This is a genomic window from Caballeronia glebae (assembly GCF_001545035.1).
Taxonomy (GTDB): domain Bacteria; phylum Pseudomonadota; class Gammaproteobacteria; order Burkholderiales; family Burkholderiaceae; genus Caballeronia; species Caballeronia glebae.
Window position 1 is genome coordinate 58,252 of the sequence record NZ_FCOJ02000041.1, and the last position, 15,297, is coordinate 73,548.

15 protein-coding genes are annotated in these 15,297 nt (G+C 64.0%); 5 read left to right on the forward strand and 10 right to left on the reverse strand.

What is annotated here, in order from left to right; all coding sequences use genetic code 11:
* The first annotated feature begins 28 nt into the window (after nucleotides 1-28).
* Together AWB82_RS24665 and AWB82_RS24670 are read left to right on the forward strand one after the other, a co-directional pair.
* On the forward strand, nucleotides 29-1,282 hold the full coding sequence (locus AWB82_RS24665; RefSeq protein WP_086971902.1) for an aconitase X: 1,254 nt from the start codon (nucleotides 29-31) through the stop codon (nucleotides 1,280-1,282).
* Nucleotides 1,269-1,709, forward strand: a complete 441-nt coding sequence (locus AWB82_RS24670; RefSeq protein ID WP_086971905.1) for an aconitase X swivel domain-containing protein — start codon at nucleotides 1,269-1,271, stop codon at nucleotides 1,707-1,709. Before AWB82_RS24665 ends, AWB82_RS24670 begins: the two co-directional genes overlap by 14 nt.
* Here the strand turns inward: AWB82_RS24670 and AWB82_RS24675 are convergent.
* The 10 genes from AWB82_RS24675 to AWB82_RS24720 all read right to left on the reverse strand — a co-directional run bounded on the left by AWB82_RS24675 (nucleotide 1,690) and on the right by AWB82_RS24720 (nucleotide 12,274).
* Nucleotides 1,690-2,391, reverse strand: coding sequence for a GntR family transcriptional regulator (locus AWB82_RS24675; RefSeq protein WP_086971907.1), 702 nt, complete (start codon nucleotides 2,389-2,391; stop codon nucleotides 1,690-1,692). The two genes, AWB82_RS24670 and AWB82_RS24675, sit on opposite strands and share 20 nt — an antisense overlap.
* 48 nt (nucleotides 2,392-2,439) lie before the next feature.
* The gene (locus AWB82_RS24680) at nucleotides 2,440-3,675 is read right to left on the reverse strand and encodes a metal-dependent hydrolase family protein (RefSeq protein WP_086971909.1); all 1,236 of its coding nucleotides are present in this window, start codon (nucleotides 3,673-3,675) and stop codon (nucleotides 2,440-2,442) included.
* 14 nt (nucleotides 3,676-3,689) lie between these two features.
* Nucleotides 3,690-4,688, reverse strand: a complete 999-nt coding sequence (locus AWB82_RS24685; protein WP_086971911.1) for a 4-hydroxyproline epimerase — start codon at nucleotides 4,686-4,688, stop codon at nucleotides 3,690-3,692.
* The gene (locus AWB82_RS24690; protein ID WP_086971913.1) at nucleotides 4,685-5,587 is read right to left on the reverse strand and encodes a dihydrodipicolinate synthase family protein; all 903 of its coding nucleotides are present in this window, start codon (nucleotides 5,585-5,587) and stop codon (nucleotides 4,685-4,687) included. Before AWB82_RS24690 ends, AWB82_RS24685 begins: the two co-directional genes overlap by 4 nt.
* Before the next feature lie 15 nt (nucleotides 5,588-5,602).
* On the reverse strand, nucleotides 5,603-6,850 hold the full coding sequence (locus AWB82_RS24695) for an NAD(P)/FAD-dependent oxidoreductase (RefSeq protein ID WP_235023428.1): 1,248 nt from the start codon (nucleotides 6,848-6,850) through the stop codon (nucleotides 5,603-5,605).
* Nucleotides 6,847-7,914, reverse strand: coding sequence for a proline racemase family protein (locus tag AWB82_RS24700; protein WP_086971915.1), 1,068 nt, complete (start codon nucleotides 7,912-7,914; stop codon nucleotides 6,847-6,849). Before AWB82_RS24700 ends, AWB82_RS24695 begins: the two co-directional genes overlap by 4 nt.
* A gap of 2 nt (nucleotides 7,915-7,916) precedes the next feature.
* On the reverse strand, nucleotides 7,917-9,227 hold the full coding sequence (locus tag AWB82_RS24705) for an MFS transporter (RefSeq protein ID WP_086971917.1): 1,311 nt from the start codon (nucleotides 9,225-9,227) through the stop codon (nucleotides 7,917-7,919).
* 152 nt (nucleotides 9,228-9,379) lie between these two features.
* On the reverse strand, nucleotides 9,380-10,057 hold the full coding sequence (locus tag AWB82_RS24710; protein WP_235023429.1) for a M12 family metallopeptidase: 678 nt from the start codon (nucleotides 10,055-10,057) through the stop codon (nucleotides 9,380-9,382).
* Between the two features lie 173 nt (nucleotides 10,058-10,230).
* Nucleotides 10,231-11,607 (reverse strand): sensor histidine kinase, encoded by a 1,377-nt coding sequence (locus tag AWB82_RS24715; RefSeq protein ID WP_086971921.1) that lies wholly within the window; start codon nucleotides 11,605-11,607, stop codon nucleotides 10,231-10,233.
* Nucleotides 11,597-12,274 carry a response regulator transcription factor gene (locus AWB82_RS24720; RefSeq protein ID WP_086971923.1) on the reverse strand — a complete coding sequence of 226 codons (678 nt, stop codon included), beginning with the start codon at nucleotides 12,272-12,274 and terminating at the stop codon, nucleotides 11,597-11,599. Before AWB82_RS24720 ends, AWB82_RS24715 begins: the two co-directional genes overlap by 11 nt.
* A 198-nt stretch (nucleotides 12,275-12,472) precedes the next feature.
* Between AWB82_RS24720 and AWB82_RS24725 the strand changes: the two genes are divergently transcribed.
* Genes AWB82_RS24725 through AWB82_RS24735 form a run of 3 tightly spaced genes read left to right on the forward strand, consistent with a single transcriptional unit; the run spans nucleotide 12,473 to nucleotide 15,169 of the window.
* Nucleotides 12,473-13,489, forward strand: coding sequence for an ABC transporter substrate-binding protein (locus AWB82_RS24725; protein ID WP_086971926.1), 1,017 nt, complete (start codon nucleotides 12,473-12,475; stop codon nucleotides 13,487-13,489).
* A gap of 10 nt (nucleotides 13,490-13,499) precedes the next feature.
* Nucleotides 13,500-14,288, forward strand: coding sequence for an ABC transporter ATP-binding protein (locus AWB82_RS24730; RefSeq protein ID WP_086971928.1), 789 nt, complete (start codon nucleotides 13,500-13,502; stop codon nucleotides 14,286-14,288).
* Nucleotides 14,289-14,311: 23 nt separating this feature from the next.
* Nucleotides 14,312-15,169 (forward strand): ABC transporter permease, encoded by an 858-nt coding sequence (locus tag AWB82_RS24735; protein ID WP_200818198.1) that lies wholly within the window; start codon nucleotides 14,312-14,314, stop codon nucleotides 15,167-15,169.
* Nucleotides 15,170-15,297 lie beyond the last annotated feature (128 nt).

A 15,297-nucleotide genomic window follows, 5' to 3' on the forward strand; every position in this document is an offset into this window, starting at 1 on the left:
ATCCATCCGCGCTGCGTAAGCGAACCCGATGCTCACTCTTTCCCCACGCGACGCCGCGATGCTCAACGGCGATTTCGGCGATGGCCTCGCGCTTGCGATGCGCATCGTCGCGGCGACGGCGCGCGTCATGAACGCGAATGCGCTCATCGATATCTCGTGCGCGCATATCGACGGCTGTCTCTATCACGGCGCGGCGAGCCTCGATTTCGTCGAGCGCTTCGTCGCGAGCGGCGCGAAGGTCGCCGTGCCGACCACGCTCAATGTCGGCTCGCTCGATCTCATTCACCCGGAGCTTTTTCGCGGCGACGCCGGTATCGCGAGCGCGGGAAAACGGCTCATGCAGGCGCATATCGAACTCGGCTGCGAGGCGAGCTTCACATGCGCGCCTTATCAGTTGAAGCATCGTCCGAAGCTCGGCGATCAGATCGCGTGGGCCGAATCGAATGCGATCGTCTTCGCGAACTCCGTGCTCGGCGCGCGCACGAGCCGTTACGGCGATTTCCTCGATCTCGCCGCCGCGATCACCGCCCGCGTGCCGAACGCGGGCCTGCACGTCACGGCCAATCGCGCGGCGCGCATCGTGATCGACGCGCCCGATCTGCGCGGGTCGCCGCATCGCGATGCCGATTTCGCCGCGCTCGGCTTTCTGCTCGGGAGCGTTGCCGGCGCGACGGTCGCCGCCCTCACCGGCCTGCCCGGCGACACCACCGAGGACGAGTTGAAAGCGCTCGGCGCGGCGGCGGCATCGAGCGGATCGGTCGCGCTGTTTCATGCGGTCGGCATCACGCCGGAAGCCGCGACGCTCGATGCCGCGCTGCAAGGCCACGCGCCCGAACGCACGATCGCGGTCAGCGCCGCCGATCTTCATGCCGTGCGCAAACGCTGGATGCACGCGTTGCCCGGCGATGCGCTCGCCGCCGTGAGCCTCGGCACGCCGCATTTTTCCGTCGATGAATTCCGCACGCTCGCCGCGCTCATCGAGCGACATGACGGCGCGCCGCGCTGCGATATCTATGTGAACACGAGCCGCTTCGTGCTTTGGCAACTCGAAGAGGAAGGCATCGCGCGCAAGCTGGCCGCGCGCGGGGTGCAGATCGTCGTCGATACCTGCACGTACATCACGCCGGTGATGAAGCAGGTGAGCGGCCTCGTGATGACCAACTCGGGCAAATGGGCGCACTACGCGCCGGCGAATATCGGCGTGACGGTCGCATTCGGCAGCATGAGCGAATGCGTGCGATCGGCGTTCGAAGGAAAGGTGTGCATCGATGAACACGTTTGAGGCCATCACGCTCGTTCCCGGCCACGCGCGCGCGCCGGGCATCGCACTGCCGCCGCTCAGCTTCTGGGGCGGTTACGACGCCGGGCGCGGCGTGATCGTCGATGCCACGCATGCCGGCCACGGCCAAAGTCTCGCGTCGCGCATTCTCGTGATGCCGCGTGCGCGCGGATCGAGTTCGAGCAGCAGCGTGCTCGCCGAAGCGTTGCGCAACGGCACCGGGCCCGCGGGCATCGTGCTCACGGAGCGTGATCTGATTCTGTCGATAGGCGCGATCGTCGCGAACGAACTGTATGCGTCGAACGTGCCGGTCGTGATGGTCGATGAAGCGGCGTTCGCCCACATCGCCGCCGCCGATGCGCACATAGAAATCGATGCGCCCGACGCGGCTTTTATGGCCCGCGTGCGCGTCAGCCCTGGCGCGCCATGATCGTCTCGACCACCGAGATGATCTGCTGCCCCGCCGTCTTCACATGCTGTTCGAGCAGCTTCGCGCCGAGCTTCGCGTCGCGCTTTCTGCATGCATCGATCAGGCTCGTGTGCTCTTCGTGCGACTGCTCGCGGATTGGCACCTGCACGACCTGAAAGCGGAAATAGCGGTCGCTGCGATCGTGCAGCACGCGCAACATCTGCAACGTGATGTCGCGCCGCGCCGGCACATAAAGCGTTTCGTGCAGACGCCAGTTCAGTTGGCCCCAGACACCCGAATCCGCGTGATCCATTTCGCTGACGAGCTTTTCGGCCTTCGCAATTTCGGCATCGGTGATATGCGGAATCGCCTGCGAGAAGAGCCACGGCTCCAGACGTAGGCGGATTTCGAACGTCTCCTGCACTTCCTCTATCGATAACTCCGCGACATACGCGCCCTTGTGCGGCACTTTCGTCAGCAAGCCTTCGCCCGTGAGCCGCGTAATCGCCTCGCGAATCGGCACGCGGCTCACGCCGAGTTCGTCGGCGAGCGCTTCCTGGCGCAGCACTTCGCCGGGCGCGAGATCGCCCGAGAGAATGCGCTGCCGGATCGCGGTGGTGACGAGTTCGACCGTCGTCGTGCGCACGATCCTGTGCGCGGAGTCGCTCTCTGTTCGAACGGGTTTGGTGGCGACCGGCGGCATAGTCTTATCGTGCTTGGGCGTGAAGTTGCGGCATCGTAGCATGCAGCGTCACAGCAGCTTCTCGCGTACCCACGCGCCGTTTTTCATCACGCCCGCGATGCGCTCGCCCTGCCCTGTCAGCACACGAATATCCTTCAATGGATCGCCATCGACGACGAGCAGATCCGCATACGCGCCCGCCGCGACGACGCCGAGCCTGCCCTTCATGTTGACGATTTCCGCGCCGATAGCCGTCGCCTGACGAATGGCCTCGAACGCGCCGACGATATCCGCGCGTATCGACAACTCGTCGCTCTGATACTGATGCATGTCGCCGAGAAGATCGCTGCCGAGGCCGATCTTCACGCCGCGTTCGTGCAGCATCGCGAGCGCTTCGAGGCCGCGCTTGCGCACCGATTCGTTCTTGTCGAGCGTGTCTTTCGCGAGGCCCATCTGCGCGCCGACTTTCGACATCGCGTCGTAGGTGACGAGTGTCGGCACCGCGTATGCGCCGTGCTCGGCCATCACGCGGGCCGCTTCTTCATCGATGAGATTGCCGTGCTCGATCGTGCGCACGCCGAGCTTCACGACGCGCGAAATCGCCTTCGCGGTGTACGCATGCGCCATCACATACGTCTGATGCGATTCCGCCTCTTCGACGGCCGCCTTCACTTCATCGACGGAGAATTGCAGATTGCCGATCGGATCGGTCGGCGAAGCCACGCCGCCCGACGCCATGATCTTGATGTGATTCGCGCCTGCGCGCATTTCCTCGCGCACGGCCTTGCGCATTTCGTCGACGCCGTCCACCACGCGCCCGATCGCGCCCATGTTGCGATTGCATCCGCACGGGTCGGGATCGGAGTTATCGAAGCGCTCGCGGAAATCGCCGTGGCCGCCGGTTTGTGACAGCGCCTTGCCCGCGACGAACAGGCGCGGCCCCGCGATCACGCCGTCTTCGATCGCGCGCGACAGCGCGTAGTCGGCGCCGCCCGCGTCGCGCACGGTCGTGAAGCCGCGCTCCAGCATGCCCGCGAGAATCGGCACGGCGCGCAGCACGGCGAACGTGTTCGGCAGACGGCTGTTGTTGCCCAGATGCGCCACCGACGCGATGACATGCACATGGCAGTCGATCATGCCGGGCATCACCGTCTTGCCGCCGACATCGATCACTTGCGCGCCGCTCGCCTCCACCGGCTCGCGCGTGACTTCGCGGATCGTGTCGCCGTCGATCACGATCGAGTAGCGGCCGTCGTCGCGCTCGTGGTCGGCATCGAGCACGCGGGCGTTCTTCAGAATCAACATGGCGTTTTCTCCCTTTATTTCAGCAGGAATCCGTGCGCAAGCGGATCGCGGTCATCGACGAAAATCGTGTTGTGGCCGGTCACGCGCGCCCATCCTTCGATGGCCGGAACGATCGCATCGTATTCGCCGACGCGCGCCGCTTCCATCGGCACGCCTTCGAACAAGGTGCCGATGATGCTCTCATGCACGAAGCGCTCGCCGAGCTTCAATTGTCCTTTCGCCACGCGCTGCGCCATGCGCGCCGACGTGCCCGTGCCGCACGGCGAGCGGTCGATGGCCTTGTCGCCGTAGAACACCGCGTTGCGCGCGCTCGCGCCTTCGACCGTTGGCTCGCCGGTCCACATTACGTGACCGAGACCGCGTATCGCGTCGTTTTCCGGATGCACGAACGCGTATTTCTCGTTCGCCTTCTGACGCAGCACCGGGCTCAGGCGCTGAATGTCGGACGGCTTCAGCGCGTGCAGGCCTTCATAGTTGCGCTGCGGCTCGACGATGGCGTAGAAGTTGCCGCCATACGCGACATCGAAACGAATTTCGCCCAAGCCTTCGACCTCGACGGACAAGTCCCGCGAATGCAGAAACGAAGGCACGTTCACGAGCTGCACCGAATCGACATGTTCGCCGTTCATCCGGTAACGCGCGATCACGAGACCGGCGGGTGTATCGAGCCGCAGCACGCCCGGCTCGCGCGGGCGCACGAGTCCGTGTTCGATGGCCGTCGTCACCGTGCCGATGGTGCCGTGCCCGCACATCGGCAGACATCCGCTCACTTCGATGAAGAGAATCGCCAGATCGCAATCGGGACGCGTCGGCGGATAAAGAATGCTGCCGGACATCACTTCGTGGCCGCGCGGCTCGAACATGAGCGCGGTGCGTATCCAGTCGAACTCGCGCAGGAAATGCGCGCGCCGTTCGATCATGTTCGCGCCTTCGAGCGGCGGCGCGCCGCCCGCGACGACGCGCACCGGATTGCCGCACGTGTGTCCGTCGATGCAGAAGAACGTGGACTTCATCGCGAAAGCGCCCGCACGCCGGCAATCGCCTTCTCGACGATCTCGATGGTCCGCTGCCGCTCCGCGCCTTCGAGCGGCAGGCGCGGCGCCTTCACGTACTCCGGATAACCCGCCGTGATGTTTTCCGCGAGCTTGATGTACTGCACGAGCTTCACGTGCGTGTCGAGATGAAAGAGATCGATCAGCGCGCGATAGAGCGCGCGCGCCTTGTCGTATTCGCCGTTCACCGCGTAATTCAGCAAGTCGACGGATTCCTTCGGCATCGCGTTGGCCATGCCTGAAACCCAGCCTTTCACGCCGAGCGCGACGGATTCCACGATCAGATCGTCGACGCCGCAGAACACGACGAAGCGGTCGCCGAAACGCGCGTAGAGATCGGTGACGCGCGTCGTGTCGTAGGTCTCTTCCTTGATCGCGACGACGTTCGGTTCGTCGGCCAGTTGCGCGAGCAGATCGGGACGCAGATCGACACCATAGCCGCGCGGATTGTTGTAGAGCATCAGACCGAGCTTCGTCGAGCGCGCGATCGTCCGATAGTATTCGACCGTCTCGCGATCGTCAGAGCGATACGTGAGGCCCGGAAACACCATCAGTCCTTGCACGCCGATCGCTTCCGCGTCCTTCGCGAATTGCATCGCGTTGGCCGTGTTCAGTTCCGCGAGACCGGAGATGACGGGCACGCGCCCATTCACCGTTTCGACCGCGATTTTCAGCACCGTGCGCTTTTCTTCGGGCGTGAGCTGCGCGTTCTCGCCGACCATGCCCATCATCACGACGCCGCCGACGCCATTGTCGATGAGACGGTTCAGACCGCTCACGATGGCGTCGCGATCCAGCGAGCCGTCCTGTTTGAGTTTCGTCGTGACCGCGGGGAATACGCCTTTCCAGTTCACTTGCATGGTTGCTCCTCCAGTTTAGAAACGTTCGATCGAGTACGGCGTGAGCGGCACGCGCGGCGTGCGGCCGGCGAGCACATCGGCGACGAGCGCGGCGGTCGTCGCCGATTGCGTGAGGCCGAGATGCCCGTGTCCGAATGCGTAGACGACCGACGGCACGCGCGCCGATGCGCCGATTACCGGCAACGAATCGGGCGTCGCGGGGCGATGACCCATCCACTTCGCCGCGCCGGTATCGTCGATGCCGGGAATGAAGCGCTTGCCCAGTTCGAGCAGCGCGTCGCTGCGCCGATAGTTTGGCGGCGCGTCGATGCCCGCGAACTCCGCCGCGCCGCCGATTCGCAAGCCGACGTCGAGCGGCGTCGCGACGAACTTGCGCTCCGCGAAAATCACTTCGCGCGTCAGTGCGACGCCGTGCTTCGGCAGCGTCGCGTTGTAGCCGCGCTCGCTTTCGAGCAGCACGCGCTCGCCGATCGATTTCGCGAGCGCCGCCGACCACGCGCCCGCCGCGATCACGATGCGCCGGCCTTTCACGCGCTCGCCGTCTTCGAGCAAGACGGATTCCGGCGCTTCGATGGCGCGCGCGACGCCCGTCACGAAGCGCGCGCCGAGTTCACGCACGCGCTCGCGCAACAGCGTGACGATGCGGCGCGGATCGCCGATATGCGACCAGTCGTCGAGAAACACGCCATGCCTGAACACCGGCGCGAGCGACGGCTCGCACTCGCGCACCTGCTGCGCGTTCAACGCATGCCAGCGCGCGCCCAGTTCGCGCTTGAACGACCACTCGGCCTGATCGGCGGCGAAGGCTTCATCGGTTTCATAGACCGTGAGCGCGCCACGCCGATAAAGCATCGCGCTCGCGCCGATATCGTCGAACATCGGCAGGATGTCGTCGTAGACGCGATTGTTCAGCAGCGCGAGCGCATGCGAAATCGCATGAAAACGCGCCGGCTCGCCCGCGCGGCGAAACGCCATGAACCAGGGCAGCGCCTTCGGCACATGCCGCCAGTCGAGCGCGAGCGGCCCGAGCGGGTCCATCAGCCATTTCGCGGCTTTCGTGAACATGCCGTGCACGGCGATAGGCGTGCTCTCCGTCACCGCGATGCCGCCCGCATTGCCGTGCGATGCGCGATCGCCTTCGAAATCGCGATCGACAATCGTCACGCGCGCGCCTTCGCGCAGCGCGGCCCACGCGCACGCCAGCCCCACGATGCCCGCGCCGATCACGACGACGTCCGCCATGTCTTCACCCGCCATGCTCATGAGCTCACGCGCGATTTGATCAGCTTGTCGTCGACGGCTTCGCACCATGTATCGGCGAGCGTGAAGCCGGTCTGGAAGCGATCGGTCGGATCGACGCCGACTTGCGAAATCGCGGTGATCCACGCTTGTCCCGCCACCACGGGCACGACGGCGGGAACGTCGCCGAGACGCGTCGCGGACTCGATGCGGCTTTCGAAGATCGACCCGATGATCGACTCGTGCAGAAAGGTCTCGCCCACGTCGATCAGCCCTTTCGCGTGCATCACCGCAAGCCGCGCGGACGTTCCCGTGCCGCACGGCGAGCGGTCGCAGCGTCCCGGCGACACGATCACCGTATTGCGCGACTTCAGCACGCCGTTTTCGCGCGAGAGCGGACCGACGAACTCGGTCATCGTGATGCCCTTGATGAGCGGATTGAGCGGATGCGGCGACGGCAACTGCTGCGCCGCCGCGGCCTTGATGCGCTGCCCGAGTTCGCACAGTTCGCGCGCTTCGTCGGGCGCGATGCGAAAGCCGAGCTTGTGCGCATCGACGATCACATACGTCATGCCGCCATAGCCGACATCGACGGTGAGGCTGCCGATGCCTTCGACCTCGATCGTCTTGTCGAGATGATTTGCGAACGCGGGCTGATTCGTGAACTCGACCTTCGTGACCTTGCCGTTCGCGCACGAGCAGCGCAGATGGATGAGCCCGGCGGGCGCTTCGAGCACGAGTTCGGTCACGGGCTCGGTCATCGGCAAGATGCCGGTTTCGAGCAGCACGGTCGCGACGCACATCGTGTTCGAGCCGGACATCGCCGGATATTCGGTCGATTCGGCGATCACGTAGCCCATCTGCGCGCGCGGGTCGGTCGCCGGCAGCACGAAGTTCACGGTCTGATTCGCCGAGCCGCGCGGCTCGAAAATGCAGATGCGGCGCAGATCGTCGCGCACTTCTTCGAGGTGCATCATCTTGTCGAACATCGTGGCGCCCGGCACGTCGAAAACGCCGCCCGTCACGACGTTGCCGACTTCGCCTTCGGCGTGGCAGTTCACTACGGTCAGCGTTCGGTTCCAGCGCATGGTTATTGCAGCGGCGCGTGCGCCGTCTCCTTGATGGTGAACAACGTGATGGTCGAAAGCAGCGCCGCGAGCATCACGAAGTACGCGGGCGAAAGCGGCGAGCCGGTCCCCTTGATGAGCGCGATGGCGATCATCGGCGCGAAACCGCCGAACACCGCGTTGGCGATGCCGTAGCCGATCGACATCCACGTCGTGCGGATTTTCGTCGGAAAAAGCTCGGACAGCACGGCCGGCCCGACGCCCGAGAAAATGCCGATGATCACGCCGCCCAGCACCTGCACCGCGCCGACGATCGCCGCCGACTTGTAGGCGAGCATCACGTGGAAGATCGGATACGGCAGCACGAGAAAGGCGAGACAGCCGATCATGTAGATGGGCTTGCGGCCGAAGCGGTCCGACGCCGCGCCCCAGAATGGGATCGACGCGGTCATCACGATCAGCCCCGCCGTGTTGAGCCACAGCGCCGTCGACGGATGCATGCCGACGTATTTCGTCGTGAACGACGGCAGATAGTTGAGCAGCACATAGAGCGAGACCGTCCACACGATCACGAGTCCGCACGCCTGCAGGCCGAGCAGCGCGGGCGCGCGGCCCTTCGCCTTGGGCGCTTCGTCGGTCGCGCTCTGATAGACGGGCGTTTCCTCGCTGCGCTTGCGGATGATCCAGCCAATCGGCCCGATCACGATCGCACCGATGATGAACGGCACGCGCCAGCCCCAGTCGAGCATCGCCTGCGGGCTGAGCAGCGTCGTCATGAGCGCGGCCGCGCCCGAGCCGAGCAGCATGCCGCCGAGCGTGCTGCATTGCTGGAAGCTGCCGTAGAGCCCGCGCTTGTTCGGCGGCGCCCATTCGACGAGAAACGCGACCGCGTTGCCCAGTTCGCCGCCCACCGAAATGCCCTGCAGCATGCGCGCGGCGATGAGCAGGATCGGCGCCCAGATGCCGATTGACGCATACGTCGGCAGCAGCGCCATGAAGAGCGTCGCGGCGGCCATCAGCGGCATAACGAAAGTAAGCGTCCACTTGCGGCCTTTCTTGTCGCCGAGCCAGCCGAACACGATCGCGCCGAACGGACGCGCCGCGAAGCCCAGGCCGAACGCGCCGAATGTGCCGAGCATGGCGGCGAAGTCGTCGCCGGTCGGAAACATTACCTTGGCGATGACGGTCGCGAGAAATGCATAGGTTCCGAAATCGAACCACTCGAGGATATTGCCGACGACGGCGGCGGTTACAGCGCGACTGGTCTTCGATGAAACGCGCGGGCTGTCGCTCGCGGCATAGGGGTTCGCAACGGCGTTGGCTCGGTCGATCATGGGGGCTCCGTCGGCGGCGTTGGATTGGGCGTGGAGCGATTGTGCGCCGGTCTCAAAATTGAATCAAGGATTTTGGATCCAAAATTAGCGAACGGTCGATCGCCTGTTTTCTGGATGAGCCTCGACCGAATCGAGGCTCATCCCTTTGCTTCTCACCGTGCTGACGCGGCCGCGACGGTCGGCGTGGCGGGCGGCGCGCCGTAAAACATCTGCGCCATCACGATATCCGTCGCGCTCAGTTCCCCGTTACCGTTCCATTGCGGATTGCAGTAGTTCATGATCGACGCCAGATCCCACGCGCCGATCATCGTGTCGCCGTAAGTGCCTTGCGCCGGCTCCTTGCAGGTCGACGGCGTGTCCGGCCGATTCTGCTCGTGCGCGAATCCCAGCGCATGACCGAACTCGTGTGCGGCAATCGCGCGAATGCAATACTCTTCGCGGCCCACGCAACTCGTGCTCCAGTTCTTGAAGGTGAAGTTGAAGACCATGCCGCCGACGACGTTGTTGAGCGTCGTTCCGAGACCTTGCGTATGCGGTCCGGTCGCGGCGCTGTCCTCGACCGATATCCGAATGCCGTAATAGTTCGGGGCGTTGGTGCATTGCTGCCAGCCCGTGAACACGACGCCGGAATGCGCCTCCCAGCTTTCCTCGACCGCGGACTGACTCCAGGCGCGCTGATTGGTATACAGGGCGAAGTCGGCATTGCTCAAATCCCAGCACACGCCAATCGGAAACTGCTTCCAGATGACCGTGGACAGCGCGAAGCCCTTGTCCGTGGCATTCACCTGTGCATTCGCTTGTCCGCTGAAGTCCTTGGCCGCAGCGTTCACGGCATCGGATGCGCTGTCGTTTCCGCCGCATCCGCTAAACAGCATTCCTAACAATAATGCAAATAGCCACGCTGCACGTCGCCTCATCTTCTTCTCCGCAATTGCCGCTACGCAAGGTAGGAGAAGTATATTTGCCAACGCGCGATCGAACGCGATTGTTCATTTCATAGGATTCAGGAAACGTCCGTGAATACGGCCGTCACGATCACGCCGCGATCCGGATGCGCGCGGTGCGCCAGCACGATTTCCCCACGATGCGCCTGCACGATTTCCTTCGCGATCGCGAGCCCGAGGCCGGTTCCTTCCGTATCGGCGGATGCGCGATAGAACGGCTCGAACACGCGGCTGCGCGCTTCGGCGGGAATGCCGGGGCCGTCGTCAATGACACTAAGCGTCACGCGCGGCGCATCGCGCGTGACGGCGACGGTCACATGCCCGCCCGCCTGCGTATAGCGGATCGCGTTCTCGACGAGGTTGTACACGAGCGCCGTCAGCAGCCCTTCATGCCCGATGATCCACGCCGCTCCGTCCAGTTCCGCGCCCAGATCGATCTCGCGCTTCTGCGCGAACATCGCGAGATCCTCGATCACGTCCTGCGCGATGACCGCGAGATCGACCTTGCGCCGGGCAAGCTGTGTGTAGTCCGCGGCTTCGGCCTGCGCGAGCAGCAACAGCTTGTTGGTGAGACCGACCATCGAGCGATTGCTTCGCTGCATTGCCGCGAGCGTTTCATTCAGCGACGGCTCCATCTCGCAATGCTGCCGCGCGAACTGCAATTGCGTCTCCAGCAGCGTGAGCGGCGTGCGCAACTGATGCGCCGCGTCCGCGATGAAGCGCCGCTGCGCCGCGACCTGAAGCCCGAGCCGCGCGATGCACTGATTGATCGCCTCGACGATAGGCCGCAACTCCGTGTGCATTCGCTCGACGCGCAAAGGTTCGAGTTGCATCGGATCGCGGTCCATTACTTCTTTCTTCACCTTCAGGAGCGGCCGCAGTTCGAACGTCAAACCGATGCACGCGAGCGCCACCGCCAGCAATACCATCTCGATCTGCCGCACGAGTTGCGGACGCCATAGCTCGCGCACCATCGCATCTCGCGAAGCCTGCGTCTTGCCGACGGACACGAGCACGCGACGGATCGCGCCGTTGTCGTACATCTGGCGCACGAAGCCGACGGCGCGTATCGGCTTGCCGTCGAGATCGGCATCGTAGTAATCCGGCGTGTCGCGGTGCGCGGCGGCGCGCGTCGGGAAATCGGGCACGCCAGCGAGCAGGCGGCCATCGTCGACGCTCACGTTGTAGAACACCTGATCGCCCTCTGGCGACGCGAACACTTCGAGCGCGGCGGGCGGAATATCGACGAGCAATCGGCCGTCCGACCATTCGACCTCGCCCGCGATCATCCGCGCCGATGCGAGCAGCGTGTTTTCCTGCACGAGATCGGCCGTGTGACGCGCGTTGTCGTAGGCGGCCTTGCCCGTCACGAACACGTAGATCGCGAGCGGCACGAGCAGCCACCACAGCAAGCGGACGCGCAGGCTATTGGTCATCGTCCTTCTTGCGCAGCAGATAGCCCAGCCCGCGCAGCGTGACGATCGCCGCCGAACTGCCGTCGAGCTTCTTGCGCAGCCGCGACACGTAGATTTCGAGCGCGTCCTCGCTTGGGCTGTCCTCGTGCGTGAAGATCGCATCGAGCAGCGACATCTTCGACACCGTCTTGCCGAGCCGCAAAATAAGCGCTTCGAGCACGCTGCGCTCGCGCGGCGTCACGTTGAGCGGCGCACCCTTGACCGTGAACTGGCGCGTGTCGATATCGAACACGAGATCGCCGCACGACACCTCGTTCGCCGTCGATGAACTGCGCCGCCGGATCATCACCTTTACGCGCGCGACGAGTTCGCGCACCTCGAAAGGCTTCACCAGGTAATCGTCCGCGCCCGCGCCGAGCAACTCCACTTTCTCGTCGATGGAACCGCTCGCCGTGAGGATCATGACCGGCGTCGCGTCGCCTCGCTGACGCATGCGGCGCAGCACGTTCTTGCCCGACAGACGCGGCAGGTTGAGATCGAGCAACACGACATCGTATTGGTTCGTGCGCAGCCGTTGATCGGCGGATTCGCCGTCCTGCACGGCTTCGAGCGTGAAGGACTCCTGTTCCAGCATCTTCGCGAGCCAGAGCGAAAGCGTCGGGTTGTCTTCGATCAGCAGCAGTTTCATAAGCGATTTACACGCGCGTGCGGAGCATAGCCGGGCGATTGTAGGGGGCAATGGCCGCTTATGAAGCATCGGGTTAACACCCACGTCTTCCCATCTACACAGAAAGCTTGCAGAAGGTTTCACCTTTCTATAATCGCCGCACACAACTGAAAAAGCGGGCCATCCCTTTCATCAAGGCCCACAACAAGGAGACTACTGATGCGTACTCTGCGCCAGATCGCTGCTGTGTCCGGTATTGCTTTCGCCCTCGCCGCCGCTTCCGTATCCGCTCACGCCGAGAAGATTTCCATCATGGTCGGCGGCGCGACCAAGATCATTTATCTGCCCGCGAAGCTGACCGAGCAGCTCGGCTATTTCAAGGACGAAGGGCTCGACGTCGAAATCCTGTCGCAGCCCGCCGGCGTCGATGCCGAGAACGAATTGCTGGCCGGCGCGGTGCAAGGCGTCGTCGGCTTCTACGATCACACCATCGATCTGCAGAGCAAGGGCAAGGAAGTGCAGGCGCTCGTGATCTTCGGGCAAGTGCCGGGCGAAGTCGAAATGGTTTCGACGAAGCAGGCCGACAAGCTCAAGAGCATGGCCGACGTGAAAGGCAAGACGCTCGGCGTGACGGGCCTCGGCTCGTCGACGAGTTTTCTCACGCAATATCTAGCCCAGCGCGCGGGTGTCTCCTCGAAGGAATACACGCTGCTGCCGGTGGGCGCGGACGCGAGCTTCATCGCGGCGATCAAGCAGGATCGCATCGATGCGGGCATGACGACCGAGCCGACCATCTCGCAACTGCTGAAGACGGGCGAGGCGAAGGTGCTCGTCGACATGCGCACGCTCGAAGGCACGCGGGCCGCGCTCGGCGGCACGTATCCGGCGTCGAGTTTCTACGTGCAGCGCGCGTGGGCCGAATCGCACAAGGCCGACGCCGCGAAGCTCTCGCGCGCGTTCGCGAAGACGCTGAACTTCATCGCGACGCATAGCGCCGAAGAGATCACCGCGAAGATGCCAAAGGACTATTACGCGAAGAACAAGGACCTGTACGTGGCCGCGTTGAAGGCCTCGCTGCCGATGTTCACGAAGGACGGCAAGATGCCCGCCGATGGTCCCGACACCGTGTTGAAGGTGCTCGCCGCGTTCAATCCGTCGGTGAAGGGCAAGCATATCGATCTGGCGCGCACGTATTCGAACGAATATCTGTCGGGCACGGCGACGGCGTCGAAGTGAGGTTTCCACGATGAATCAATCCACTCAACCCGCGATCGAATTGCGCCACGTATCGTGCCGCTTCATTTCGCCCGATGGCCGCGCGACGGTCGCGCTGCGCGACTTCAGCATGTCGGTCGCGAAGGGCGAGTTCGTGGCGATTGTCGGGCCGACCGGTTGCGGCAAGTCCACCACGCTCAGCATGATCACGGGCCTGCTCAAGCCGACGACGGGCGAAGTGCGCGTGATGGGCCAACCGGTCGACGGTATCGACCCGCGCATCGGCTTTGTCTTTCAGGCCGACGCCGTGTTCCCGTGGCGCTCGGTGCTCGACAACGTCGCGGCCGGCCCGATTTATCGCGGCCGCTCGAAGTCCGCCGCTTACGACGAAGCGCAGTCGTGGCTGCGCCGCGTCGGGCTCGACAAGTTCGGCAAGCACTATCCGCATCAGTTGTCGGGCGGCATGAGAAAGCGCGTCGCGCTCGCGCAGACGTTCATCAACAAGCCCGAAATCCTGCTGATGGACGAGCCCTTCTCCGCGCTCGACATGCAAACGCGCACGCTGATGCAGGACGAACTGCTGCAACTGTGGTCGGCGAACGCGGGCTCGGTCGTGTTCGTCACGCACGATCTCGAAGAAGCGATCGCGCTCGCGGATCGCGTGTTCGTGCTCACGGCGCGGCCCGCGACGCTCAAGAAGGTCTACGAGATCGATCTGCCGCGTCCGCGCATCACGTCGGAGATTCGCTATCACCCGCGCTTCATCGAAATTTCGCGCGATATCTGGCACGACCTGCGCGAAGAAGTGCAGATCGGTTGAACCCGCTCCAAAGGAACATCACCATGTCCACGCAACAAGCGATGCCTTCGGGCATCGATCCGGGCGCGCTCGCGCAAGTCGAACGCGAGGCGCAAAGGCGCATCAAGCAGCGCCACGCGCTCGTGATCGGATTGCGCATCGCCGTGCTCGTGTTCGTGCTCGGTGGCTGGGAACTCTCGGCGCGCCTGCACTGGATCGATCCGTTTTTCTTCTCGATGCCGTCCGCGATCTTCGATCAGATCGTCGAATGGTTCGTCGAAGGTACTTCGCAAGGGCCGCTGCTCACGCAAGTGTGGGTCACGCTGGAAGAGACCGTGCTCGGCTTCATCATCGGCTCGGTGGCGGGCGTGATCTGCGGGATCGTGCTTGGCCGCAATAAGCTGCTGTCGGACGTGTTCAGCCTCTATATCAAGATCGCCAATTCGATTCCGCGCGTCGTGCTCGGCTCGGTGTTCGTGATCGCGCTGGGCCTCGGGATGGCGTCGAAAGTCGCGCTCGCCGTGGTGATGGTGTTCTTCGTCGTGTTCGCGAATGCGTTCCAGGGCGTGCGCGAAGCAGACCGTTACATGATCGCGAATGCGCAGATTCTCGGCGCGTCGCGGCGTCAGGTGACGACTTCGGTCGTGATTCCTTCGGCGCTTTCGTGGATTCTCGCGAGCCTGCACGTCAGCTTCGGCTTCGCGCTGGTCGGCGCGGTCGTCGGCGAGTTTCTCGGCTCGAAGCAGGGCATCGGCTTGCTGATCTCGACGGCGCAAGGCGCGTTCAACGCGAGCGGCGTGTTCGCGGCGATGATCGTGCTCGCCGTGGTTGCGCTCGCGGCGGATTATCTACTGACCGCCGTCGAGCGGCGTTTGCTGAAGTGGCGGCCCGCGGCGCACTGATGCGGTGAATTCGGCTCGTCAAAAAGCAAACCCCACGCGCTCGCGTGGGGTTTGCCGTTTCCGGCGTTCAGCGAAGGCCGACTTGCCGCGCCCGCTGCACGCTGCAAGTTGCGTGTTCCGTGTACACC